At 49.8% G+C, this 26,244-nt stretch carries 20 protein-coding genes and 2 pseudogenes; 9 read left to right on the top strand and 13 right to left on the bottom strand.

Going from position 1 to position 26,244, the window contains the following annotated elements; all coding sequences use genetic code 11:
* Nucleotides 1-4: 4 nt before the first annotated feature.
* Both ABIA61_RS22215 and ABIA61_RS22210 read left to right on the top strand, forming a co-directional pair.
* A complete protein-coding gene (locus ABIA61_RS22215) occupies nucleotides 5-733 on the top strand; it encodes a ThuA domain-containing protein (protein WP_283654244.1) in 729 nt (242 codons plus the stop codon).
* A 71-nt stretch (nucleotides 734-804) separates the two neighbouring features.
* Nucleotides 805-1,923 (top strand): Gfo/Idh/MocA family protein, encoded by a 1,119-nt coding sequence (locus ABIA61_RS22210; RefSeq protein ID WP_283654243.1) that lies wholly within the window; start codon nucleotides 805-807, stop codon nucleotides 1,921-1,923.
* 162 nt (nucleotides 1,924-2,085) lie between these two features.
* On the opposite strand, the gene ABIA61_RS22205 is transcribed toward ABIA61_RS22210, so the two are convergent.
* Nucleotides 2,086-3,849, bottom strand: coding sequence for a sulfatase family protein (locus tag ABIA61_RS22205; RefSeq protein WP_404581264.1), 1,764 nt, complete (start codon nucleotides 3,847-3,849; stop codon nucleotides 2,086-2,088).
* 128 nt (nucleotides 3,850-3,977) lie between these two features.
* Between ABIA61_RS22205 and ABIA61_RS22200 the strand changes: the two are divergent.
* Nucleotides 3,978-4,714, top strand: a pseudogene (locus tag ABIA61_RS22200) (Rpn family recombination-promoting nuclease/putative transposase); the annotation flags it as partial.
* 93 nt (nucleotides 4,715-4,807) lie between these two features.
* Here the strand turns inward: ABIA61_RS22200 and ABIA61_RS22195 are convergent.
* The 3 genes from ABIA61_RS22195 to ABIA61_RS22185 are packed head-to-tail and all read right to left on the bottom strand — an operon-like array spanning nucleotide 4,808 to nucleotide 7,855.
* A complete protein-coding gene (locus ABIA61_RS22195) occupies nucleotides 4,808-5,662 on the bottom strand; it encodes a carbohydrate ABC transporter permease (RefSeq protein WP_044646507.1) in 855 nt (284 codons plus the stop codon).
* A gap of 18 nt (nucleotides 5,663-5,680) precedes the next feature.
* A complete protein-coding gene (locus ABIA61_RS22190) occupies nucleotides 5,681-6,565 on the bottom strand; it encodes a carbohydrate ABC transporter permease (protein ID WP_283654241.1) in 885 nt (294 codons plus the stop codon).
* Nucleotides 6,566-6,601: 36 nt separating this feature from the next.
* Nucleotides 6,602-7,855: an extracellular solute-binding protein gene (locus ABIA61_RS22185; RefSeq protein ID WP_404521629.1), complete on the bottom strand. Its 1,254-nt coding sequence runs from the start codon at nucleotides 7,853-7,855 to the stop codon at nucleotides 6,602-6,604.
* 491 nt (nucleotides 7,856-8,346) lie between these two features.
* Between ABIA61_RS22185 and ABIA61_RS22180 the strand changes: the two genes are divergently transcribed.
* From ABIA61_RS22180 to ABIA61_RS22170, 3 genes are all read left to right on the top strand, one after another.
* Complete coding sequence (locus tag ABIA61_RS22180) at nucleotides 8,347-10,521, top strand: glycoside hydrolase family 3 N-terminal domain-containing protein (protein WP_283656172.1); 2,175 nt, start codon at nucleotides 8,347-8,349, stop codon at nucleotides 10,519-10,521.
* 13 nt (nucleotides 10,522-10,534) lie between these two features.
* Nucleotides 10,535-13,975, top strand: a complete 3,441-nt coding sequence (locus ABIA61_RS22175) for a GH36-type glycosyl hydrolase domain-containing protein (protein WP_404581263.1) — start codon at nucleotides 10,535-10,537, stop codon at nucleotides 13,973-13,975.
* 181 nt (nucleotides 13,976-14,156) lie between these two features.
* Entirely contained in the window at nucleotides 14,157-15,164 is a 1,008-nt protein-coding gene (locus ABIA61_RS22170; protein ID WP_404521626.1) for a LacI family DNA-binding transcriptional regulator, read from the top strand.
* 102 nt (nucleotides 15,165-15,266) lie between these two features.
* Here ABIA61_RS22170 and ABIA61_RS22165 read toward each other — a convergent pair whose 3' ends face one another.
* The 6 genes from ABIA61_RS22165 to ABIA61_RS22140 form a co-directional block, all read right to left on the bottom strand.
* Nucleotides 15,267-15,944: a hypothetical protein gene (locus ABIA61_RS22165; protein WP_404581262.1), complete on the bottom strand. Its 678-nt coding sequence runs from the start codon at nucleotides 15,942-15,944 to the stop codon at nucleotides 15,267-15,269.
* A 95-nt stretch (nucleotides 15,945-16,039) separates the two neighbouring features.
* Nucleotides 16,040-17,260, bottom strand: a complete 1,221-nt coding sequence (locus ABIA61_RS22160) for a stalk domain-containing protein (protein ID WP_283654238.1) — start codon at nucleotides 17,258-17,260, stop codon at nucleotides 16,040-16,042.
* 281 nt (nucleotides 17,261-17,541) lie between these two features.
* Nucleotides 17,542-18,027 (bottom strand): cytochrome c biogenesis protein CcdC, encoded by a 486-nt coding sequence (locus ABIA61_RS22155; RefSeq protein ID WP_283654237.1) that lies wholly within the window; start codon nucleotides 18,025-18,027, stop codon nucleotides 17,542-17,544.
* Between the two features lie 41 nt (nucleotides 18,028-18,068).
* The gene (locus ABIA61_RS22150) at nucleotides 18,069-18,836 is read right to left on the bottom strand and encodes an ABC transporter permease subunit (protein ID WP_283654236.1); all 768 of its coding nucleotides are present in this window, start codon (nucleotides 18,834-18,836) and stop codon (nucleotides 18,069-18,071) included.
* Nucleotides 18,833-19,546 carry an ABC transporter ATP-binding protein gene (locus ABIA61_RS22145; protein ID WP_283654235.1) on the bottom strand — a complete coding sequence of 238 codons (714 nt, stop codon included), beginning with the start codon at nucleotides 19,544-19,546 and terminating at the stop codon, nucleotides 18,833-18,835. Before ABIA61_RS22145 ends, ABIA61_RS22150 begins: the two co-directional genes overlap by 4 nt.
* The gene (locus tag ABIA61_RS22140; protein ID WP_404581261.1) at nucleotides 19,543-19,956 is read right to left on the bottom strand and encodes a GntR family transcriptional regulator; all 414 of its coding nucleotides are present in this window, start codon (nucleotides 19,954-19,956) and stop codon (nucleotides 19,543-19,545) included. Before ABIA61_RS22140 ends, ABIA61_RS22145 begins: the two co-directional genes overlap by 4 nt.
* A gap of 218 nt (nucleotides 19,957-20,174) precedes the next feature.
* Here ABIA61_RS22140 and ABIA61_RS22135 point away from each other — a divergent pair, with 218 nt between their 5' ends.
* On the top strand, nucleotides 20,175-20,945 hold the full coding sequence (locus tag ABIA61_RS22135) for a hypothetical protein (RefSeq protein WP_404521667.1): 771 nt from the start codon (nucleotides 20,175-20,177) through the stop codon (nucleotides 20,943-20,945).
* 622 nt (nucleotides 20,946-21,567) lie between these two features.
* Here ABIA61_RS22135 and ABIA61_RS22130 read toward each other — a convergent pair.
* The gene (locus ABIA61_RS22130; protein WP_404581272.1) at nucleotides 21,568-22,059 is read right to left on the bottom strand and encodes a hypothetical protein; all 492 of its coding nucleotides are present in this window, start codon (nucleotides 22,057-22,059) and stop codon (nucleotides 21,568-21,570) included.
* Between the two features lie 67 nt (nucleotides 22,060-22,126).
* On the opposite strand from ABIA61_RS22130, the pseudogene ABIA61_RS22125 reads away from it, so the two are divergent.
* Nucleotides 22,127-24,523, top strand: a pseudogene (locus ABIA61_RS22125) (hypothetical protein); the annotation flags it as partial.
* Between the two features lie 489 nt (nucleotides 24,524-25,012).
* Nucleotides 25,013-25,288 carry a hypothetical protein gene (locus ABIA61_RS26655; protein WP_404559608.1) on the top strand — a complete coding sequence of 92 codons (276 nt, stop codon included), beginning with the start codon at nucleotides 25,013-25,015 and terminating at the stop codon, nucleotides 25,286-25,288.
* 97 nt (nucleotides 25,289-25,385) lie between these two features.
* On the opposite strand, the gene ABIA61_RS22120 is transcribed toward ABIA61_RS26655, so the two are convergent.
* Both ABIA61_RS22120 and ABIA61_RS22115 read right to left on the bottom strand, forming a co-directional pair.
* The gene (locus ABIA61_RS22120) at nucleotides 25,386-25,598 is read right to left on the bottom strand and encodes a hypothetical protein (protein WP_404520908.1); all 213 of its coding nucleotides are present in this window, start codon (nucleotides 25,596-25,598) and stop codon (nucleotides 25,386-25,388) included.
* 271 nt (nucleotides 25,599-25,869) lie between these two features.
* Complete coding sequence (locus ABIA61_RS22115) at nucleotides 25,870-26,199, bottom strand: hypothetical protein (protein WP_404581260.1); 330 nt, start codon at nucleotides 26,197-26,199, stop codon at nucleotides 25,870-25,872.
* Between the last annotated feature and the right edge of the window lie 45 nt (nucleotides 26,200-26,244).

Genomic DNA, 26,244 nt, shown 5'->3' with positions numbered 1-26,244 from the left:
ACAGATGAGCAAGGCACTGATTGTATGGGGCGGATGGGACGGACATGAGCCGGAACAGGTGGCGGCCATTTCTGAACGGATTCTGAAGGAAGAGCAATTCGAGGTGGAGGTGTCTAATAGCCTTGAAGCCTACCAGGATGCGGAGAAGCTGCTAGGCCTGGACCTGATCGTTCCGTTGTGGACCATGGGACAGATTGAGCAGGAACTGGTCAATAATGTCTCGGCAGCAGTTCAGAGCGGCGTAGGCCTGGCAGGCTGCCATGGCGGCATGTGTGATGCCTTCCGGAACAATGTGGACTGGCAGTTCATGACAGGCGGGCAATGGGTTGCACATCCCGGCAATGACGGGGTGGAGTATATGGTGAACATGAAGCGCGGCTCCAGCCCGCTGCTGGACCATATTGAGGATTTTCAGGTCAAAAGCGAGCAGTACTACCTCCACGTAGACCCGGCGGTTGAAGTGCTGGCAACCACACGCTTCCCGGTCGTACCGGGACCACATTCAGCCAACGGGCTGGTGGATATGCCCGTTGTATGGACGAAGCGCTGGGGGAACGGCCGCGTCTTCTACAATTCGCTGGGACATCACGCGGATATCATAGATATGCCTCAAGTGACCGAGATGATGCGCAGCGGGTTCCTGTGGGCGGCAGCAGGCAAACAGACGGCGGCTGCCCGGGGAAGCTCCCTGGCAGATGCTTATACTGGCATGGCAGACAACCAGCAGCGGTAGCGTGGACAGGATGGTTCGGATGCAGTAGGAAATTCCATTATCCATTTTTTGAAGGTGAAGGGAGTCCAGGCATGAACAAAATGAAGGTGGGCATTATCGGTTGTGGTAAAATCAGCGGAATTTACATGGAAAATTGCCATCGCTTCGACATTCTGGAGCTGTCCGCAGTAGCGGATCTGGACCAAGGCCGGGCTAAGGAGCAGGCAGCAGCGTACAACGTTCCGAACGTATATTCGGTAGACGAGATCCTGGCTGATCCAGAGATCGAACTCATCATTAATCTGACCATTCCGGCCGTTCACGCCGACGTGTGCCTCAGAGCTCTTGAGACAGGCAAGCATGTCTATGTAGAGAAGCCGCTTGCAGTCACCCGTGAGCAGGGCCAGGCAGTCTTGGAGCTGGCCCGCCGCAAGGGACTGCTTGTTGGCTGCGCACCGGAGACCTTCTTCGGCTCCGGCATACAGACGTCATTGAAGCTGATTGAGGACGGGGTCATTGGCAGGCCGGTAGCCGCTACGGCCTTCATGATGAGCCGTGGACATGAACATTGGCATCCCGATCCTGAATTTTATTATGCTGTGGGCGGCGGCCCGATGTTTGATATGGGGCCTTATTATTTGACAGCTTTGGTGCAATTGCTTGGTCCGATTGCCACCATCTCCGGCATGACAGGCAGGGCGCTGGACCAGCGAATGATTACAAGCGAGAAAAAGAGAGGCCAGACCATCCCGGTCGACATTCCGACCCATGTGGCCGGATTGCTACGCTTCGAGCAGGGGGCTGTCGGCACGCTGATTACCAGCTTTGACATCTTTGGTGGAAGCTCCCTGCCACCGATTGAGGTATATGGTTCTCTTGGCACGCTGCAGGTGCCTGACCCGAACACGTTCGGAGGGCCGGTTCGCTACAGGCTGCTGGGCGAGCAGGAATGGACAGAGGCGCCGCTGCTGCCGGGCTACCAGGAGAATACACGGGGCATCGGCGTTGCCGATATGGCCTACGCTATCCGCAGCGGACGGCCTCACCGCGCCAGCGGTGAACTGGCCTACCATGTGCTGGAGGCGATGTGGGCGTTCCATGATTCCTCCGATGAACAGTCGTTCTATCCGATGCAGAGCACATGCCTGCGCCCGGCAGCTTTGCCGGAAAATCTGCCCTTGTATACGTTGGATGCAGCTTTCAAAAAATGAATACACGCTCTATCTTCGTACATGATCCCATCAATATTGTCTAACCCATATACAAAACATGGCTATGTGAGCCCGAAAAAGCGGAGCCCCTCCTTCAAAGAGAAGCTCCGCTGTTCGTATTGTGACATTGTAGCCAGATACAAAAGGGGAAACGCGTAGTTTTCACCATATGCCTGATTGAGCGGGATGTAAACGCTTTTGTTTACGTTGTTCCTCCAGTAAGTGCATCATCTGTTGTTGAACGCTTCTGGTCTGCTGCGTTGCAAATGCGGGATGGGCAAGGTTACATGTTTCCAAAGGGTCGTTGGTTAGGTTATACAATTCAAATTCGTCACGATCCGGTTTTGTTTTGACCTGTGTAGCCCATTGAGAGTATTGTCCGCATGTATGATCACCCACGGGTCGCATAGTAACATCCTTCACCCCCGGTTGGCTCCAGAATTGAGTACTGTCAAAATAGCGGGTAAACTTCCACAACTCCTTCACACCATCTCTTTGCAGGGTCGTAATGACAGTCTCGATATGATTGGGCTGAACAACAGACGGATATGCCTCTCCCAGTATATTGATCTGCTGCTGGCCTCGGGTCACATCGTCGTCGGTCATAAAATAAACCGGCTGGTCAGCTATCTCCCCCTGGTTCTGTCCTCGGATAACAGGAGTAAGATTACGTCCCACCAAGGGACGGGCTTCGCTAAAGCTGTTTTGCAGGCCGCTCTGGATCGCAGCGATGTCAGCATTCGCCAGTCCAAGCATGGTAGGCAGGAGATCCACGTGGTTTGTCAGGGTATGCTCGCTTTTATATTGAGGAAACAGATGTTGGTTATGGATAACCAAAGGCACATGCACAACCTCTTCGTACGCACAGTAAAATTTTTGATGAAGATTGCCGTGAGCGCCTAGCAAATCTCCATGATCGGACGTAAAAATCACTATGGTATTATCGTAGAAAGAAGAACGGGTCAGTGCTTCAAATACCTTAAGCATCTGACGGTCTGCATTTTTTTGCAACTGGTAGTACAGCTTTCGGTAAAAGGGCTGATCAATAATGGGCTGTAACGCTCTAGGGTAAATATCCCTGTAGCTTGCCTGACAGCGCGGCTTTGTAGCCAGCCATTCGTTGATCGTCGGTGGAGGAGCGACCGCTGGCATCGGCTCCACCTCAAATCGAAACATGGGCAACCGTGCAGTAATAGCACCATATAAAACAATATCATGCGGGTTCACAAATGAAGTTACGATTAACCAAGGCTCTGCATGGTTGTCATGTTCTTTCCGACGGTCAAGGGCTTCGATTAGCTCAACGGTTTCTGCGGCATACACCTCATCTCGCCCGCTTAAACCAACAGCGGCGGAGGAACCGGAATTTCGTGGGTTTCTCCCATGCGGCTCCGGACCGATCCACCCGGAAAATCCAAAGTTATCCAAGCGGTCGGCTTGCTCATATATGCCTTCCAGTCTTCTGTCGGGTACACCCGTCAGCGGATGATAGCTGGGGAGGGCTTTGTGCGTACCCGGGTTGATAATATCCTCATCGGATATATGCCATTTTCCTTTATAATACGTTTGGTATCCGACTGCGCGAAAATAATCCCCCATCGTAGGCACCGTGTTTCTATCCAGCCAGAACATATCTGAGTCGAATGCTCCCTTGGCCACCCCATCTGTCTGAGTTACACCATGGAGTGACGGATAATGGCCAGTAAATAAGGTTGTCCTGCTGGGGCTGCATGCAGCACTTCCAATATAATGCCTGTGAAACTCCAGCCCGTGAGACCTCAAGAGTCCTTGCGTAACCAGATTTTGTCTGCTCCATTCTTTGATTTCCGGGTTTTCATAAACCGCAGGATACCGTTCCTCATCCACAAGGAGTATCAGAAAATTAGGTTTATCAAAGGGTCGGGGTGAAAATGAGCTATCGTTCATGGAATACACATCCTAGGTTGGTTTTTACCCTAAGATTATGTTGTGTAACCCCAAAACAGTATCATTCGGAAAAGAAGTTCAGACATTCTGATATCTTAAAAAAATGATATAATTATTACTAAACGGGAGCTGGAGAAGCTCAATTAACCGAAATTATTTTAATGAATCCCTATACGGATAAGGACAATCCGCTCGACAAGCAGTCTATCTTTGATGTCTATGCCAAGACCGCAGAGGGCAAACTAATTGATATCGAAATGCAGCTTTTCAACAAATACGATATTGAGAAGCGGACATTGTTTTATTGGAGTAAGCGATATGCGGGACAGCTTCATGAGGGCGAAAAATACCAGGAACTAAAAAATGTGTGACCATTAACATCCTCAACTATTCTTTTTTACCTAACGATGAATACCACAATGTATTCCATTTACGTGAGGACCGCACAGGGATATCACTTATTGATGATATTGAAGTACACTTTTTGGAACTGCTGAAGCTGGATGAGCAAACCGCATCCTTCGAAGAAGGAGGGCTTATCAACTGGCTGTTGTTTCTTAAAGGCGCAGATCCATCCAAATGGGAGGTTTTGAAAATGAACGAACCAGGATTGGAAAAAGCCATGGACACGCTGCAATTCTTGAGTCAGGATTCGGAAGCAAGACGTCTGTATGAAGCCCGGCAGAAATACCTGCACGATGAAGCTTCCATGCTCGATAGAGCAGAATCCGTCGGTATGGCGAAAGGAAAAATAGAAGAGAAAAAGAATATCGCCAAAAACATGCTGTCCATGGGCCTGGACATAGCAACGATTGCAAAGGCTACCGGATTATCTGAACAAGAAATTAAATCCATTCAAGTATAAAAGTAAAACAACAAAACGGCGGAGTTCCTCGGTATTAAACCAAGAAACTCCGCCGTTGCTATGTGTAGCCTATAACCCACCGCGCTACAACTACTACTTAATGCCCGAAATCGTATAATTTTCGATAATATACTTTTGGAAAACAATGAATATGATCATGATCGGTACAACCATGAAGGTCGAGCCTGCCATCTGGAGCGCGAACTGGCTCTCATTTTGACCTTTGAGCAACGACAGTCCCACGGACAACGTATACAGCTTCTCATCGTTCGCAATAATGAGCGGCCACAGGAAGCTGTTCCAACCGCCGATAAAGGTCAGAATGGCCTGTACTGCCAAAATCGGTGTTGAGATAGGCAGTACAATTTGCAGGAAAGTACGAAACTCCCCTGCACCATCAAGGCGCGTTGCCTCCAGCAGTTCTTCCGGAATATCGGACATGAACTGTCTGAACAGGAAGATGGCGAAGGCGCCTACCAAGCCGGGAAGTACAATCCCCATCATGGTGTTGGTTAATCCCATCTGGTTCAAAATCAAATATACAGGAATCATCGTCACCTGCCCCGGAACCATCATCGTGGCCAGCACCAAATAGAACAGGAAACCTTTACCTTTAAATTTGAATTTGGCAAAGCCGTAGCCTGCCATGGCGTTCAGGAATAATCCAAAAAAGGAAGCTAATACAATCACTAGCGTATTGGTCAGATAGGTGCCAAAAGCCATGCTATCAAATAGTGTTTTAAAATTGTCCAATGTGAAATGCTGCGGCCAGATGGTTGGAGGAATTTGGGTTACCTCGCTCTCCGTCTTAAAGGAGGATAAAATCATCCACGCAAAAGGCAGCACCATCAACAGACCTCCCACGGTCAGGAGAATCGCCACGAACCATTGAAATGTTTTTTCTCCACTGCGCGAATTGGCGCGGGCTTGCTGAACAGCTGTTTTCACGTTCATCACCTCTCTCTATCAGGACTCCGCTTTATTTTGCAAACGGAACTGAATCAGCGTCACCGCGATGATCGCAAAGAACAGAATGAACGATCCCGCCGCGGCATAACCGAATTTACTAAATTGGAAACCGTTATTGTATATAAACAGGGATGCTGATAGTGTGCCGTCAAGCGGTTTCCCTTTGGTCATGACGAACGGTTCCTCGAAAAATTGCAGCCAGCCGATCATCGTTGTAATGGACACGAAGAAAATAGCGTAGCGGAGCTGCGGAAGGGTAATATAACGAATTTGTTGCCATGTGCTGGCCCCGTCAAGCTGAGCCGCCTCATAGTAAGAACCCGGAATCCCTTTAATGGCAGCAATGAAAATAATCATATTCAAGCCTATTCCCCGCCAAACAGCCAATAAAATAAGCGAAATTTTCGCCATCGTAGGATCGGTCAGCCAAGGGACAGGCTCCAGATTCATCATGCCCAGTACATAGTTGAAAAGCCCGAGGGTCGGATTATACAAATAACTCCAGACCACCGCTACCGCCACCACGTTCGTTACGGACGGCAGATAGAACACCACGCGGAAAACTTTGAAAGTACGTGATTTACCCATGTTAATCAGGATTGCAATGCTGAGTGAAAACAATAGCACTAAAGGAACCCCGATGATGACGAAAAATAGAGTGTTCCCAATGGACTTTAGAAAAGAAGGGTCTATTAGCACATTCTTGTAATTTTCCAGTCCTATAAAGCGAATATTATCATAATTAACGAGTCCTGACAGATCCATATCTGTGAAGCTGATCACGAGTGCCAGTAAAATCGGCAACAGCGAAAACAGCGTCAGCAGAATGATGGAGGGACCGATAAACAAGTATGGCGCAAGCTTCTGCGAGCTTCCTTTCATGCCTTCACTCCCTTTGACAATGACGGATACGGATCATTATTTTTTCATAATACTTGCAGCTTGCTGGTTAAAGTCATCCATTTCCTTCTGTACGTCGGCTTGACCACGGTAAATGCGTTCGAAGCTCTTGATGAATTGCTGAGAAACCTCTTCCCATGCTGCCAGTTGCGGTAATGCTGCGGAATGATCGAGCTGCTTACGAATCGTTTGAAGCATCGGATCATTCTTCAGTTTTGCATCTTCCCATGACTTGGTAGCGGCAGGCAAGGTACTGGACAGCTCCATCCATTTCAGCTGCGTTTCCGGTTTACTCATGAAAGCCAGGAATTTGGCCGATTCCTCCGGGTGCTTGCTAAACTGCATAATCGAAAGGTTCGACCCTCCCAAAACAGACAGATTGTTTACTTTGCCAGGAAGCTCGGCTATATTCCATTTTCCATCCAGCTCAGGTGCCTTGCTCTTGATTTCTCTAATCATGAAGGGACCGCTGATAAACATAGGAACGATACCATCCCCTTGCAATCCCTGAACGGAATCTATCCCAAGATCAAGGGCATTGGAGCCGTTTTGGAAAAAGGTGTTCAAATACTTCACAGCTTCTACAAACGGTGGCTGGTTGAACAGCGGATTGCCCTGCTCATCGATCAGCTTGGAGCCGTTCTGAAGAGCGAACATAAAGCCCAGAGACTGCTCCTTCGAATTAATGGCAATACCATATTTCCCTTTGCCACGCGCTGCCAGCTTTTGAGCAGCATCAGAAAGTTCTTCCCACGTTTTAGGGGCTTCATTATATCCAACTTGCTTCAATAGATCTGAACGGTAGAACAAAACTTTCGTTTCGGTATACCAAGGAACTCCTACAGGTTTTCCCTCAAATTTTGCCGTATCCACAGCACCCGGGAAGAAATTCTTCGATTCCAGCTCAGGATATTTACTGATATAAGGGGTGATGTCCGTCAATGCACCCGCAGATGCAAGCTCCGGAACCCATGATGTACCCAACTGAACCACATCCGGACCGGATTTGGAAGCAACTGCTGTCAGCAGCTTATCGTGAGCGTTATCCCAAGGCAGTGCCTGCACATCTACATGAATATCAGGATTTTCCTTTTCAAAATCCTTTGCAATCTCAGGCAGCAACTTACCTTCCGCCCCCATGCCCCATAGGGTAATCGTCGTTTTTCCATTCGCATCCTTGCCGGATGATTCATCCTTGGACGAACAGCCTGCCAACGCGCCCCCCAGTAATAAGGTGCTTGCCAAAATGATCCCTAACGTTCTTTTCATCATACAAATTCCTCCCGAGATGACCGGCTCACCGATCATTCAAATATGATAACGGATTCGATTACACACGATAAAGCATACAGCGTTTAAAGCCAATTAAATCCTGCCTTTTATAAAAAATATGTGGAAAGCCTAAGGACCATACCCATCAATAGAAACGTTTCGATAGTCATTATAAAACAAATTGAAACCGTATTCAATAGGGATATTATTTTTTATTCGTATAGAATTATGCTCAATTTTCTTTCATTTCATCTATAAATAGTTATTTTCTCGGTAAAATGACCCTCCATTTCGATTTGACTCTCTATTTGAAAGCGTATATAATCCAACTGAGTTCAACAATAGAAACGTTTCGATTAATAATACGACAGGAAACTAAGCTTTTATGTAAAGTAGCCTGTTCGTCGCTTCTTTGAATCATTTTTTACCAAAAAATCTCATGGATCTGAAAAAGAAAGCTGCAACCATAGCAGCTTACGGAGGATTATATGATGGAACAACAACTGAATTCCTATCTGCAAAATATGACACTTGAAGAAAAAGTCGATCAACTGCTCCAACTCGTCGGAGCCTTTTTTGAGGATGCGGAAACGGACGGCCAAATTACCGGACCTATGGCATCTTTAGGGATCACAGAAGAAACGGTCCGTAACGTCGGATCGGTGCTTGGCATCGCAGGAGCCGAGGAAGCTATTCGTGTTCAACAAGCACATCTAAGCAAAAATCGTCTAGGTATTCCGCTTCTAATTATGGCAGACATTGTACATGGCTTCAAAACGATTTTTCCCATACCGTTGGCTATTGGCTGTTCATGGAATGTGCAGCTCGCAGAAGAGAGCGCTACCATTGCTGCCAGAGAAGCTTCTGTGTCCGGTGTTCATGTTACCTTTGCTCCGATGGTGGACTTGGTACGTGACCCGCGCTGGGGCCGTGTAATGGAATCTACAGGGGAAGACCCTTACCTCAATAGTGTATTTGCCCGTGCTTTCGTACGCGGCTTTCAAGGCAAAGACCTGACGAACGATACGGACCGGGTGGCGGCGTGTGTGAAGCATTTTGCCGCATATGGCGCAGGCGAAGGCGGACGGGATTACAATACCGTTGATCTGTCCGCATGGCAGCTGCGCGAATATTATCTCCCCTCCTACAAAGCTGCGCTAGATGAAGGCTGCGAAATGGTGATGACCTCCTTCAATACCGTAGAAGGTGTAGCTGCAACGGGCAACAAGCGCCTGATGCGCGATTTGCTTCGCGACGAGTGGGGCTTTGACGGTGTGCTCATCTCGGATTGGGCCGCCATCAAGGAGCTTATTCCCCACGGCATTGCCGAGGATGAGCGCGAGGCAGCACAGAAAGCACTGCTGGCGGGCGTAGACATTGAAATGATGACCTCCTGCTATAACGGGCATCTGCCTGAGCTGGTTCGCAGCGGGCAGCTGGATGAAGCGCTCGTCGACGAGGCGGTCATGCGCGTATTGAAGCTCAAGCAAAAGCTGGGCTTGTTCGATAATCCGCTGCGTGGCGCAGACCCTGAGCGGGAACGTGAAGTCGTGTTCTGCGAAGCTCACCGTGCGGTTGCCAAGGAATTGGCGATCAAATCATGCGTACTGCTCAAAAACGATTCCGTTCTTCCACTGAATCGCAGTCAGCATATCGCACTGATCGGGCCTTTTGCAGAGAGTGGTGATATCCTTGGCTCCTGGTCGTGGAGCGGTTCGCAAGAAGAAGCTGTTCAAGTCATTGACGGCTTCAAATCGAAAATATCCTCCTCGCTGCTCTCGGTAGCGACTGGATGCTCTATAGACGAAATATCTGAAGAACAATATGCAAAAGCGCTGCAAGCTGCCAGCCAGGCAGAGGTCATCGTACTGGCGCTCGGTGAGCGCTCGGATATGAGTGGCGAAGCGGGCAGCCGCTCGGATATTCGCCTGCCACAAGCCCAACTGGAGCTGGTGAAACGCCTGAAAACGCTGAACAAGCCTATGGTAGCCGTGCTGTTCAACGGTCGTCCACTGGATCTGCACGGTGTTATTGAAGAAGCAGACGCCGTACTGGAAGCCTGGTTCCCCGGCGGTGAAGGCGGCGCGGCGATTGCCGATCTGCTGTACGGCGATGCTGAACCAACGGGTCGTCTGACGATGTCCTTCCCGCAATCGGTGGGGCAGGTGCCTGTGTACTATAATCATTTTAATACAGGACGTCCTCAGCTGGACCCAAATACAAAGGAACGCTACGTCTCCCAATACCTGGACGTACCGAACGAACCTTTATTCCCGTTTGGCTATGGCTTGAGCTATACGAAAGTAGCCTATGATAGCGTACAGCTTTCCAGCGACACCCTCAATCCCGGTCAAGCACTGACCGTGAAGGTACGGGTAACGAACACAGGAACACGTCCTGTCGAGGAAACGGTTCAATTCTATGTCCGTGATATCAGCGGAGATACGGTTCGCCCGATGAAAGAGCTGAAGGATTTCCGCAAGGTTCTTCTTGCCCCGGGCGAAAGCCGGGAAGTGGAATTTGCATTGGCCGAGCCTCAACTGCGCTATCACCATGCAGACCTGAGCTTTGATAGTGACAGCGGTGAATTCGCCGTCTTTACAGGACCTAACAGCCGAGATACTACCGAAGGACGTTTTCGTTTAGTGAAAGAAACAGGAAAGTGAGGCGTAACCTTTGATGAATACAAGTCTGGATCAAAATATTTTGCTACGGGTTGGAGACCTGTCCTTCACCTTCTTGAGCAGCGGTGATGTATATAAAATCGCCCATGGCTCGACCATGATTAATCAACTGCTGACCAACTCTGTCGACGGTTCCCTGAACAACCTGTACTTGCGACTGTACCGTCCGTCCGACGTCAGCATCACTCCTCTGCTGGGAGTCCGTTCACCCGGAGTAGTACGACAAACGGATCAACAGATTATTTGGGAAGGCTTTACATCAGGTGTCGGCTATCAGGTGACATTCACGCTAAGTCGTCTTGGGGTATGGTTCTGGGATGTAACTCTACAGGGCGATGACGTGGAAGCTGATATCGTGTACGGTCAGGATATCGGGATTGCGGATACAGCGGCTGTACGCAGTAATGAAGCTTATCTGTCTCAATATATCGACCATACCGTCTACCATGACGAACAAAGAGGCTATACGGTCTGCTCCCGTCAAAACCAGCCGCAAAGTCAAGCGTTCCCTTACATCCAGCAAGGCTCGTTGACCCGCAACGTCGGTTATTCGACGGACGGATTTCAATTCTTTGGGCTTTCGTATAAAGAAACGAACGAGCCAGAAGCACTGCGCCGCGATTCGCTTGCCAATGAAGTGTACCAATACGAATTTGCTTATACGGCGCTGCAATCCGAGCGGGCAAAGCTCGCCGGGGATGCACACTTTACCTTTTACGGCCTGTTCCAGCCGAATCATCCGGCAGCCGTTACAAAGCTGGAATACCATGAACTGGTGACGAAAGCACGCGAAGAAGTAGCGAATATTATGGAAGCTGCTTCCGGGACCGCCATCCCGGCGAACGTCACAAGTCATCTCCAAACTGGGCGGGTGGCTCCAGCCCAGAACATCGGAGAGCCGCTGCGCACGCTGGATATGACCGCAGCCGAGCTGGATCAGCTCTTCCCGAAACGGCAGGAAGAAGAACGGGACGACGACACGTTGCTCTCCTTTTTCACAAACAGCTATGAACATGTCGTACTCAAATCCAAAGAGCTTCGTGTAGAGCGTCCCCATGGGCATATTTTAATGGGCGGGCATTACGCGGGAGGTAAGGAAGAAACCATTACAACTACCTCCTATATGTACGGAGTGTTCAATTCCCAGCTTGTGATTGGCAACACGAATTTCAATAAAATGATCACAAATGCGCGTAATGCACTCAATATTCCCAAAACATCCGGTCAGCGTATCTATGTCGGAATCCACGGGAGATACCATCTGCTCACGATGCCTTCCCTGTTCGAGATTGGCTTTAACTATGTGCGCTGGTATTACAAAACTGCTGACGATACGCTCATCATTACAAACCATACCAACGCCGACACGCCAGAAGTACAGCTTCACGTTCGCTCGACAAGCGGCAAAGCTTATCCGTTCCTTGTTACTCAGCAAATGTCCATGCATGTGAACGAATATGAGCTTCCGTTTCATATGGAACGGGACGGTGAGGACCTGCTCTTCCGCGCAGACCAGGCTTCCCTGAGCGCCGAAACCTATCCGGACCTGTTGTACCGAATGCAGGTACAAGGCGCTCCGTTACAGCAAGTGAGCGACGCTCACACGCTGCTACAGGGTACAGCTTCCCCCGACGCATCTCTGGTCGTGCTGGAGCTAGGCGACAGCAGCGAATGGACCTGCACCGTACAAGGCTGGCTGCATGGCTATCCATCCGGAAAAGGTCAAGCACATGCGGAACAAGATGCCTCTTTCGAAGCTGAGCGCGAGCGCTATCGGCAATATTTTTCCGGGCTGATGAATGGCTTCCATCTGACGCATAGCGGACATGAAACCAGCGAGCTGTTCCGTGTGAATGCGGTGGCCTGGTGGTATACCCACAATATGCTTGTCCACTATTCCGTGCCTCATGGTCTGGAACAATACGGTGGTGCAGCTTGGGGAACACGCGATGTATGTCAGGGTCCGGTGGAATATTTTTCAGCCGTGCAAAAGTTTGACGAAGTCCGTTCCATTCTACTGACCGTGTTCAGCCATCAGTACGAGGATAGCGGAAACTGGCCGCAATGGTTTATGTTTGACAACTATACTCGCGTTCAACAAGAAGAAAGCCATGGCGATATTATCGTCTGGCCGCTCAAGGTACTGGGAGATTATTTGACCGCTACCCGGGACTACAGTATTCTGGAAGAAAATGTACCCTACACCAACCGGCATACTTTTGATTATACAAAACAGACCGCGACCCTCATGGAACATGCGATGAAGGAAATCGAATATATTCGGGCGAATTTCCTTCATGATACACATTTGTCGGCCTACGGCGACGGCGATTGGGATGACACGCTCCAGCCAGCTAACGCTCAACTGAAGCAATACATGGCGAGCAGTTGGACCGTTGCACTCACCTATCAGGTGGTTAGCAACTTTGCTGCTGCACTGGAGCAGGCCCCGGCAGGCGTCGTTAGTGGAGCCGCCGAGATCGCACGGGATCTGCACCAGATGGCCGAAGGCATCCGCAAGGACTTTAACCGCTACATGCTGGAGAGCGGTATTATCCCGGGCTTCGTGTATATGGAAGAGCCCGGTCAGCCCAAGCTGATGCTCCATCCGTCCGATACGGAGACGGGGATTCACTACCGCTTGCTGCCGATGACACGCAGCATGATCAGCCAGTTGCTCACGCCGGAGCAAGCATTGGCTCATGAGCAGCTCATCCGCGAGCAGTTCCTGTGCCCGGATGGCGTGCGTCTGATGAGCCGCCCTGCACAGTACGATGGCGGTGTGAGTTCGCACTTCAAGCGCGCAGAGCAAGCAGCCAACTTCGGACGCGAGGTCGGGCTGCAATATGTGCATGCCCATATCCGCTTCGCGGAAGCCATGGCCAAGCTCGGTCGCAAAGATGACGCTTGGCGCAGCCTGAAGCTCATCAACCCGGTCGGCATTCGCGCGTCCGTTCCGAACGCCGAATGGCGTCAGAGCAATGCGTATTTCAGCAGCTCGGACGGAAAGTTTAATACCCGCTACGAAGCACAAGAGCGGTTTGGTGAACTGCGTGAAGGAGCCGTTCCAGTCAAAGGCGGCTGGAGAATTTACTCCAGTGGTCCGGGGATCTATATGAATCAGCTCATATCGAATGTCCTTGGTATCCGTCAGTCGGGCGAAGACCTGATCCTGGACCCTGTACTGCCGGATGATCTCGACGGACTGGAATTCGAATTTTCCTTTGCCGGTAAACCCGTTACCTTCGTCTACCGCATGCCGCAAGAGCATAGCAGTGATGAGCAAGGCCGCGCGGTATTGAACGGAACACCACTGAAGAGCGAGCCAGTCGACGACAATCGCTACCGTTCGGGTGCCCTGCGCATCAAGCGCAAGACTTTCGAGCTGGCGTTAGCAGACCATGACGGTGTACACCGTCTGGAGATTTTTTTATAAAGAGCATTTTGCTTAAATCCCAAGAGCGATTCTAAATCAGGTATAGGCAACAAAGCAATGGCGATCTTGCGGGATCGCCCTTTGCTGCTTGCACGTCCAGTTACGATATTCGAAATAAATACAAGTTTAATAATCAGGTATACAATAGCAAGTATAAGACTGGCGAAAAGGAGGAAACGATGTGGTCAGCATTAAAGATATCGCCAAACAGGCGGGCGTTTCCATATCTACCGTTTCATACGCATTGAACGGCAGTGATAAGGTAACGGAAGAGACCTGCGCACGTATTTTAGCTATTGCCAAAGAGCTTAACTATGTGCCAAATGCCGCCGCGCGTAATCTCAAAAAAAGGGAAACCAAAATTATCGGCGTCTTCCTGACCGATTTCCGTGGAGACGTTTATGGAGATTTGTTGTACGGCATCAAGGAAATTTTGAACCGAAAAGACTATGACCTCATCGTATGCAGCGGCAAGCAGTCTCACCGAATGCTGCCGGAGCGCATGATTGATGGAGCCATCATACTGGATCAGACGTTCGATAGTCAGGAACTGCTGAATTACGCCGAGCGCGGGCATAAAATGGTCGTGCTGGACCGTGAGCTGAATCATCCTAACATTAATCAGGTACTGCTGGATAACAAAGCAGGTGCCGCTCTTGCGGTAGAGCATTTGCTGGAAATGGGACACCGCAAGCTGTACGTTGTCACCGGGCCGGACGGCTCTTATGATTCATGGCAGCGGATGCAGGCGGTCAAACAGACGATCGAGCGCAGCGGCACCGCCGAAATGATCGAGATTGGTGGCGATTTTGAAAAATCGGGCGGTGAACAGGCGGCCGAGATCATTTTACAGCAACATGTCAGCCCGGATTCTGAACCCGTCGCGGTATTCTGCCTCAATGATGAGATGGCAGTAGGCTTTTACAATCGAATGGCTCAGTCGGAACTTACAATCGGCCAAGACATTCATATCGTTGGCTTTGATAATATCGAGCTGGCACAATATATTCAGCCCCGTCTGACGACCATTGATTACTCCAAACATAAATGGGGCGCAGTAGCTGCCGAACAAGTTCTCAAAATCATAGCGGGGGAAGACGTGGAGCATGAACGGCTATACGTTACGCTCATCCAGAGAGAATCAGCAGGCGCAGTACTAAGCACTCCAGATCAACAGAATACCTTATGACGAACACCATAGAAGCACGCCTAATCACACGCTATCCTGCAAAAAAAGAACTTCCACTGCCCCGGAATACGGGTTGGAAGTTCTTTTGGTCATGCTTATTGTTCAACCTAACAAATTCTCAAGCAAATTCATCAACGACCGTAAGGGATTGCCAATCGCCTGACCCGTCTCCAGCTCCACCTGCAATGCAGCATCAACCATAGATAACTGCGCCACAGCCAGCGTTCTGTCTGGATCAGCCTCTCTCAGTTCATGCAATGAACGGACCAGCACTTCCATATACTCGTCTTTGCGACCTTGCATAATCAGCTCAAAAGCGTGCTCCACCACCTTGACCTCTATCAACGAAGAGATATCTGACTTACCTAACAGGGCCGCTATATGATAAAGACGTTTCATCGTCCCCTCTACAGTAGCCGGATTCGTAAATACCAAGGTTTGTGGCAACGGATCATCGCATATCTCATGGAAAAAGGGTTCATCCAGCGTTATCACGGGTGTAGGCATCGTCAATTGAACCCTTTCCGCGAAGACTATATAATTCGTGCATGTAATCAAAATAACATCTATGCCGCTTTGAGCCATCCATTCCAGTTGCTCTTCTACCTTTCGACTGGCATCCACCGCCGAGAAGTCTGGATCAGTTGAAACTCTGTACATGAGTGCAGGGTCCACAAAATGCTTCACTTCCACCTCATAAGGGGCAAAAGCCCTTTCCACATAGGCAATGTTCGAGTGATGCGCATGCAGACAGCCTACCCGCTGTTTAAAACTCCCCATCATCCCATCCCCACTCATCATGTTTCCATCATTTTAGCAAGGATAGGGTAGTTAGGGAATCACCTTCAGGATCAGTCATGCCGTGAATGCCATTTTTAAAACTTGCCGTTTGTGTTTTTCCACTCAGATTTAGACGGAATGTCCTGAACTACATCCCAATGCTCTGCTACTTTGCCGTTCTCCACCCGGAACAGATCGTAGACAGCGCCGGAAGTACCTTGAGGCGTTTTCGCTTCACTCACAACCAGTACGAAATTCCCTTCTCCAATGATCATGTGAACCTTATCGTATCCAGAAGTGGTTCCCGTGGTACTCACAGCAGGAAATGCTTGTTTCAGATTGGCTACGCCATCCCCGAAGAAAGGATTATGCTGAATGTAATGATCACCGTTATAGTAGCTTTCCAGTGCAGCGCGGTTCTTGCCCACCAGAACATCATCCACAAACTTACGAATCAACGCTTTGTTCGCTTCGGTTTTGTTAAGATCTGTGATTTCTGTCGTTCCGTCAATCATCGTACGGCCGCTCGGATTGGCTGGAGCCAGCTCCTGACTGTTGTCCCAATGCTCAACAATCTTACCGTTCTTGTCGAACCGGAAAATATCAAACAATACGCTTGGTTTGCCATCATCAGTTTCCTTATAATGAACGGCTACATAGTCTCCATCCTGAATGATTCTTTGGATATCAACCTGTGTATTGGCTCCTTTCATTTGTTTAATACCTTCGATCAGGCCCTCTCTACCGTTGGCAAAGCTCAGATTATGCTGGATATATTGATCCTTGCTAACCCAAGTTTCGGCCGCTTTCGTATCTCCGGTTTCAAAGCTTGTCAGAATCTCAACAACCTTATCCTTGTTGCTTATCCCGATTTGCACAGTTTGGCTGGCCGGGTCCCAAGTCACTTGCTTGCCCCATGCCTCCTTAACGACATCCACCGGAACATAGGTCACCCCTTGTTTGGTTAAAATCGTCGAAGTGGACAGTGGCACCTTAATTCCATTGATTTGCGCTTCCGGACTTCCTGATACCAGGACAACGGTAGCCTGACCATAACGGATTGTCGTGCTTTGACGCGCTGTGTTGAACGTAATATGCTTGGAATCCAGCGGAATTCCCAAACTGGAGGCCAATTGTCTCAAAGGAATTAAGACCTGCTTATTTCTCACAATAGGAGCGATCTGATAAGCCTCTTTCTTGCCATCTACCCAAACCTGAATACCTGTAGCGGGTTTTACCTCGGCAGCTAAGGCCGGTACAGCAGAAGATAGCACAAGCAAGCCCGCGAGTGCAGCGGTAACCGTATGTTTTTTCATGAATGTAAGCCCCTCTCATCTTATAAAATAATATGGAAAACGATTCCCTTTTATGTAACTAATATGGTTACAGCTTACCACGAAAAAAAATAATTTACAACATCCTCTCCTATCCTTTAAACCCCAATCGATTCTTTTGAAACCTCAATGCTCCCTCCTTTCAAATTTTTATACTTGTGGCCCGTTGAATTTATGATGAAGCCACAAAGAAACAGGTTCTATCACCAAGCGAATGAACGCTTTTGAACAGAAAACCCGCTTCTTTACACGATTTATACCATTTATACCGATAACGTTCTCCGAAACTTAACGAAGCTCCCAATCCGCCAGATGGAGATGTAGACGACCGCCATCGTAATCGCCAGTAGACTAATCTCGGTCGTACCCAAGCTACTAAGATACTGGGTCAAAACGACGCGAAGCAAAATAATGGAGATAATAATGTATTTAAAATATTGGTTCGGCTTGGGATAAATGTGTCCGTCGTCCCGTCTCTCATATGCCGTATGCAGCAGAATGACGTAACCAAACACCGCACCTAACAGCCCGGCAGCCAGCAGCTCCCAAAAGGCGGGAAGCGCATGCGTTTGGCCGGGAATATGCATCAATTGGTACACAGACATCATCATGAGTGGGAATGCTATAAACAAGGGAAGCAAAAGACGCACTCCGTTTCCTTTGACCGGCCCCCCTCGTCTTTTGGTTCTCAACCAGATCATCAGCCCCACCAAAACAGCCAACAATGCATAGATGAATATCGTCGCCATAGTGAAACTCCCTTCCTATATATATGTCATTGGATCGTTTGCTAAATTGACAGCCTTTTCTCCAGCAAATAAGCGTTCAAGCGGATTAATGCGTATGCAGCAACCCAACTGATCAACACCGCAACCGGGAAATGCCAAGTAAAAGGAAACCATTGTCCTGTCTGAACATGGTCAAACTGCTCATAAAGCCCCTGATCGCCTGACCAATAAAAGACACTCCCACCACCCATCAAAAGAATCCACAGTATCGGGCTAATCGGCCGCAAAGTGCTGTATTTGGTACTGGCCGTCAGCAGACCCAGCGCAATAACAAACGGTGTGAAAGCGATAATCATCACAAACCAGTTCAATCCAGCTATAATAAAGGACGCTGCATCCGCAAACGTATAAGGCTGGATGGTTGATGAGATGAACAGCGCGTACAGAGAACCTACCACAAACAGGAACAATGTCACGACCATGGCTTGTAAAATAGCAGCAATCCATTTGGCGCTAATCAGCCACATGCGCGGATAGGGCAGGGTCAGCCACCATCCGTAGGTGTCATTCTCCCATTCTCTTCTCAGACTTCCCACACCCATGAAAATGATCATGTACGGCAAGCCTAGGGTGACATACCACAGCCTTGTCAATTCGAGTTGGTTGTGAAGCGCGAAATACAAGGAAATAACGAACGCCGCAATTAGAAATAGTGAGAAATATACAAGTCTCCACGTTCTGGGCAGTCGATTGCGGCTCTGCTTTCTCCAGCTTCCTTTATTTCGAAATTCATGGCGTATCAAATCTTTGAACAGCCCTGATGAATTCACGCCTTCCACTCCTTTTTGTACAAATTGCGGAACACCTGATTCAGTGATCCATGCTCTCCACGTAGATCATCCGAATCACCGGACCATATCACCCGTCCGCGGTCCATCATAATCGTGTAATCAAATAAACCTTCCACTTCCTGAATATCATGTGTACTCATGAGTATGGATTGCTGCCGATCCTCCAAATAATCAATAATACCGGCCACGATTGCTTCTCTGGAAAGGACATCAATGCCAGCAAAGGGTTCATCCAGGATCATAAGCGGAACCTCACGCGCCAGACACAGAATCAGCAGCACACGGGCCTCCTGCCCGCGGCTCAACCCGGTCATTTTCAACTCCAACTCTACGTCCATATGATCAGCCAGCTTATGCGCATCCTTCATATTAAAGCCGGGCAAAAAGGACTGTCCCCACTCCAGTGTCTGCTGCACCGTATGATTGGGGTACCAGCGGGCCCGGTCAGGCAGGTAGGATATGCCACGGTTGGTTTCCCAACCGGGCTTTTGCCCCAACACGTAAAGCTCGCCTCCGTCCGGCCGAATCAATCCGGTGATCGCCCGAAACAAGCTTGACTTCCCGCAACCATTGGGTCCAAGCACCCCTACAATGCGTCCCGCCGGAATGACGACATCCAAGTGGTCCAGCGCTTTTTTACTTTCATATTGCTTCGTCAGATGACTCGCAACCACAATAGATTCCGTCATGCCCCTTCGCCTCCTTCGTCATCTTTCCCGTTCTGTTTGCTTCCTATATACCGCTGTACATCCTCCCATGACAGCCCCAGACTGCTCATCTGTCCCAGGAACTGATCTATATACGTCAGGGCCAGTTGTTCCCGAAAGCTGTCTACCCGCTCACTGGACGACGTAACATAGGTTCCCAAGCCGCGCCGCTTCTCAGTCAGTCCGTCCCGCTCCAGCTCCTGATACGCCCGCATCACAGTATTCGGATTCATACGCAATTCCTGTGCCAGATCACGAACGGACGGCATTTTGCTTCCCATTTCAATCTCCCCTTTGGCAATGGAGCTTCGTACCTGATTTAATATTTGTTCATATAATGGCTGGCTAAAATCAATTAAAAACCGAAGCGAGCCAGCCCTTTGCTCTTCCATGGGTTTTTCCCCCTAATCCGCTGCATCTATCGTGCATATAGTGTATTATATCACTTAATACACATAATACAAGTAAATGTTCAGTTAAAATTTTAGTCATGCCGCCCAAAAAAAACCTATTCAGCAAATGCTCAGCTTGCACTCAGACAGCATTCAAGTTCATATCTTATGATAAATCTCGTACCAAACACACCCTAACCGAAAGGTGGAAAATGAAGATGAAGAACACCAGGAAAGCAATTTTGGCTGGAACGATGGCATTGGCATTTCTAGGAGGTGGAGCACTTTATTCTGCGGGCGCGGTTCACGCTGCTGCCGCTACAGCTGACAAATCTGCTAATGCTTCACAAAAGCCGCCTACGGATGCACAAGGACAATTTGGACAAATCGGTCAATTTCAGGACAAGCTGGGCAAGCTATTGTCCCTTGATAACGATGCGCTTAGAACCCAACTTAAACAAAACACCTTGGGTGAAGTGGCTGAGAAGCAAGGCGTGTCCAAAGAAAAGCTGAAAACGAATCTCTCCACATGGCTGAAGGAAAATCCTCCTGCCGGAGCTAACGCATCCAATACAACGGACTATTCCGCTATGGCCGAGAAACTGCTCGCCGCCAAAGGGAATGTACTTCCTGGCGATGCCAACGGCCCGAAAGCGGCGGGCGGTAATTATGCGGAGAATAAAGCCCTTTTGAAGCTGCTAGGTCTATCTTCCAGCGAACTGAACACACAATTGAAAGCCGGTAAAACGCTCGCTGCGATCGCAAAGGCACAAAGCGTGAACGTGAAAGAAGTCATTAGTTTGCTCGTTTCCGACACGAAATCGAGGATGGCTGAAGAAAAGAAAAACGGTAAAGTTACTGACACCGAATACAACAATCGAATCTCTAACCTAGAGAAAATAGTTACGGATTTAGTAAACGGCGTTAAACCGTCCCAACCGCCAGTAGGAACAAGTAAAGCTCCAGCTAAGTCAGCGGCAACGAAGTAACCTGTCATCACATACAGCTACCCGTAACGTTTCTCATGATCCGGCTTTCCCATACAAAAGCATACGAATTAAAAAATACCGCTCCCCTGCTTTTTCGGCAGGCGGAGCGGTATTTTTTGTGCCCCACAAAAAAGGCTCCCTTATCAAAAGGGGTTTTTATCACATAGGAAATGTCCACACGTATATATAGATGTTACATATTATATAAATCGTGAACATTCGAATCTCAATACTAGTTATAGAAGAGGTGGCATTAGTGATAGGATTATAGCTTCGTTACTTTAGACAAAAGGAGAATCCAATATATGGCGGTTATATCAACTGGACCCATAGAAAATAATTATGTCAGTGGTATTCGGCCTACTCATCGAGTTACCGTGAAAATTGATAATCGTGATACTGTGAATTCTTCTACGGTATTGATTCAGGGTTTTTATCTAAATGGTACAAGAACGTTATATGTGCTTGATTTTATAACTGTAAATTCAAATGAAGTGATTACAAAAGATTATTATGCTGATTTTAATTCATTTGAGTTTGTTTTTACCACTGAAAGTGTTACAGAAAATGAGATTCAAGTTTCAGTCTGGGGTAAAAATTCAATGGGGCAGTTAGTGACAGCTCACCGTGTTGTATCTTCCGAATTGCTTGTAGCAAAAGGCGCGGGACCGACAGGGCTAACGGGAGCCACTGGCGCTACCGGAGCTACTGGCGTTACCGGAGCTACTGGCGTTACGGGTGTTACCGGAGTTACTGGCGTAATAGGTGCAACCGGAGTCACTGGCGTTACGGGGGCTACCGGAGTTACTGGCGTTACTGGAGTTACCGGGGCTACCGGAGCCACAGGAGTTACGGGGGCCACTGGCGTTACTGGAGTCACAGGAGTTACTGGAATCATGGGTGCTACCGGGGTCACTGGCGTAACAGGGGCTACTGGAGCTACTGGCTTTACTGGCGTAACAGGTGCAGCCGGAGTTACTGGCATCACGGGGGCTACCGGAGTCACTGGCGCTACCGGAGCTACTGGCTTTACTGGAGTTACCGGGGCTACTGGAGTTACTGGCGTAACAGGTGCAACCGGAGTTACTGGAGTTACCGGGGCTATCGGAGTCACTGGCGCTACTGGCGTCACGGGTGATACCGGAGTCACTGGCGCTACCGGAGCTACTGGCGTTACTGGGGCTACTGGCGCTACTGGAGTCACAGGAGCTACTGGCGCTACTGGAGCTACAGGTGCTACAGGTGCTACAGGTGCTACAGGTGCTACCGGAGTTACTGGTGCTACTGGCGTCACGGGTTCTACTGGGGTCACTGGGGTCACTGGCGCTACTGGCGTTACCGGGGCTACTGGCGTTACTGGAGTTACTGGCATCACGGGTGATACCGGAGTTACCGGAGTTACCGGAGCTACCGGAGCTACTGGCGCTACTGGAGTCACTGGCATCACAGGAGTTACTGGCGTTACCGGAGTTACTGGTGCTACTGGAGCTACTGGCGTTACAGGTGCTACCGGAGTCACTGGGGCTACCGGAGCTACTGGCGTCACGGGTGTTACCGGAGTCACCGGAGTCACTGGAGTTACTGGCGTTACTGGCGTTACTGGCGCTACCGGAGTTACCGGAGCTACTGGCGTTACCGGGGCTACTGGCGCTACCGGAGCTATTGGCGTCACGGGTGTTACAGGAGTCACTGGCGTTACTGGCATCACGGGTGATACCGGAATTACCGGAGTTACCGGAGCTACTGGCGCTACTGGAGTCACTGGCATCACAGGAGTTACTGGCGTTACCGGAGTTACTGGTGCTACTGGAGCTACTGGCGTTACAGGTGCTACCGGAGTCACTGGGGCTACCGGAGCTACTGGCGTCACGGGTGTTACCGGAGTCACCGGAGTCACCGGAGTCACTGGAGTTACTGGAGTTACTGGAGTTACGGGTGATACCGGAGTTACTGGAGCCACTGGCGCTACAGGTGTTACCGGAGCTACTGGCGCTACTGGCGCTACTGGCGCTACTGGCGCTACTGGCGCTACTGGAGCCACAGGTGCTACCGGAGTTACTGGTGCTACTGGTGTTACCGGAGCTACTGGTGTTACCGGAGCTACTGGCGCTACTGGCGCTACTGGCGCTACTGGCGCTACTGGCGCTACTGGCGCTACTGGAGCTACTGGAGCTACTGGAGCCACAGGTGCTACCGGAGTTACTGGAGTTACTGGTGCTACTGGTGCTACTGGTGCTACTGGCGTCACGGGTTCTACTGGGGTCACTGGCGCTACCGGGGCTACCGGAGTTTCTGGCGCTACTGGCGCTACCGGAGCCACTGGCGTTACCGGAGTCACTGGCGCTACTGGTGTCACGGGTGTTACCGGAGTCACTGGCGTTACCGGAGTTACCGGAGTTACCGGAGTTACCGGAGTTACCGGAGTTACCGGAGTTACCGGAGTTACCGGAGTTACCGGAGTTACCGGAGTTACCGGCGTCACGGGTGATACCGGAGTCACTGGCGCTACCGGGGCTACCGGAGTTTCTGGCGCTACCGGAGCCACTGGCGTTACTGGAGTTACTGGCGTTACGGGTGATACCGGAGTCACTGGGGCTACCGGAGCTACTGGCGCTACTGGAGTCACAGGTGTTACCGGAGTCACTGGCGCTACCGGCGCTACCGGAGCTACTGGCGCTACTGGAGTCACGGGTGTTACCGGAGTCACTGGGGCTACCGGGGCTACTGGTGTCACGGGTGATACCGGGGCTACCGGAGCTACTGGCGTCACGGGTATTACCGGAGTCACTGGAGTCACTGGAGTCACTGGAGTTACCGGAGTTTCTGGCGCTACCGGAGTTACCGGAGCTACTGGCGTTACCGGGGCTACTGGCGCTACCGGAGCCACTGGCGCTACCGGAGCCACTGGCGTTACTGGAGTTACTGGAGTTACTGGCGTTACTGGCGCTACTGGAGCTACTGGCGTTACCGGGGCTACCGGTGTCACGGGTGATACCGGAGTTTCTGGCGCTACTGGCGCTACCGGAGCCACTGGCGTTACCGGAGTTACCGGAGTTACCGGAGTCACTGGCGCTACTGGAGCTACTGGTGTTACCGGGGCTACCGGGGCTACCGGTGTCACGGGTGATACCGGTGTCACTGGCGCTACCGGGGCTACCGGAGTTTCTGGCGCTACTGGGGCTACTGGTGTCACGGGTGATACCGGAGTTACCGGAGCTACTGGCGCTACAGGTGCTACCGGAGTTACTGGCGCTACAGGTGCTACCGGAGTTACTGGAGTTACTGGCGTTACCGGGGCTATCGGAGTCACTGGCGCTACTGGAGCTACTGGAGCTGCTGGAATCACGGGTGATACCGGAGTCACTGGCGCTACGGGTGTTACCGGAGTTACTGGCATCACCGGGGCTACCGGGGCTACTGGCGTCACGGGTGTTACCGGAGTCACTGGAGTCACTGGAGTTACCGGAGTTTCTGGCGCTACCGGAGTTACCGGAGTCACTGGAGTCACTGGAGTTACCGGAGCTACTGGCGTTACCGGGGCTACTGGCGCTACCGGAGCCACTGGAGTTACTGGCGTTACGGGTGATACCGGAGTCACTGGGGCTACCGGAGCTACTGGAGTCACAGGTGTTACCGGAGTCACTGGGGCTACCGGAGTCACTGGGGCTACCGGAGCTACTGGAGTCACAGGTGTTACCGGAGTCACTGGGGCTACCGGAGCTACTGGCGCTACTGGAGTCACGGGTGTTACCGGAGTCACTGGCGCTACCGGGGCTACTGGCGTCACGGGTGTTACTGGCGTTACGGGTGTTACCGGAGTTTCTGGCATCACCGGTGCTACCGGGGCTATTGGACCTACTGGTGCCACAGGTGTTGGTATAACAGGTTCAACAGGTTCAACCGGCCCCACTGGCCCACCTCCTACGTTTATAGACGCATACTTTAACGGTAATATTCAACCTCAGACAATTGCTTCGGGATCAAACATTTTAAATATTACTCCAAACCAATCTACTGCACTTACTTATAACGCAGTAACAAGTGTTTTCACAATACAAAATGCGGGGTTGTATAACATTAGTGTTGTAATAAATCTTGCAACTGCCACACTACCAGAAGCAACAATTGGGTTATCACTAAATAATTCTACAGCATATCTCGCTCCTGCTGTAACCACGGCAACAAGTGGTCAATTGGTTTTAGTTCAAATTGAGGCTCTTGCTGTCGGAGATACAATTCAATTTAGAAATATATCTGGGTTTCCTATTACCATTGCTAATTCACCAGTAATAGCTAACAGCTCAGGTCATGTAGCTATTTCGAGATTCTCAGCTTTTTCATAAACGAGACTCAGAACTGGAATTAAAGCTAATGTAATACAAAAAAAGTAGTCCATCCTCTACCGAGGAGGGGCTACTTTTGCTCTGCTCGATTTTTTCTTTACTTGTTGCTTTTGACGTACGGCAACTTGGGCAGTTTCTTACCAGCTTTGACTGCTGTTTGGCGACGAAGCAAAACAGCGCTTAGCTGCACTCCCAGTACGTTGAGCGGCCTCTGTTTTTGGCTGCCTACATACGCGTATGTCGCGTCCATGAGAATGGTTTTGCTTATCTCCAGGCCATGCTCAATGCATTGACGGACCACATGTTTCAATACGTACTTCCCAACCGATGATTTCGGAAACGTGACAACTGCGAAATGTCCGATACCGGATCTTCCGGCACGAGCTTGTACAACTCTGTATGAAATGATGTAGTTACTTGTCTAGCTTTATGCAACAACGAGTAACTATATTTTCATTTTACAGATACTGTATTCGTTTCGCAAAGCTCTCTTAACAACAGAGCCTTCTTCTCACTTCACACAAAATGTTCACAAGCGGTGTAATCCCACAGAGCAGGTTGCTGATTCAACTGTCTGTACTTTAGTAACGATAATAATCATCATAGGAGTTGCGATCTTGATAACGCGGCTGCTGTGCTGCGGTAATCATCAAAAATATACCTGAAAACAAATGCATTAACCATCCCACGAACGGAATCCATCCGACAACAGAGGTCACGATCCCTAAGATAGATCCATAATAGGCCTCCTTGTTTACCACCGAGAGCACTAATGTAACAATATGGAAAATCATCATAAAAAACAACACGGTATACGCAGAGTTCAAGACGATTAGGCCGCCCAAAACGGGAATAGCTAAAAATATCTCTAAACCGCCTGTAATCCATTTTAAAGTTTTTGATGGTGCCATGGTTCCACTCTCCCGTTGCTATTTCATCCCATCATTATATCTTAT

The sequence above is a fragment of the Paenibacillus sp. RC21 genome (assembly GCF_044907935.1).
Classification (GTDB): Bacteria; Bacillota; Bacilli; order Paenibacillales; family Paenibacillaceae; genus Paenibacillus; species Paenibacillus terrae_A.
This window is presented reverse-complemented; position numbering and strand designations above follow the sequence as displayed.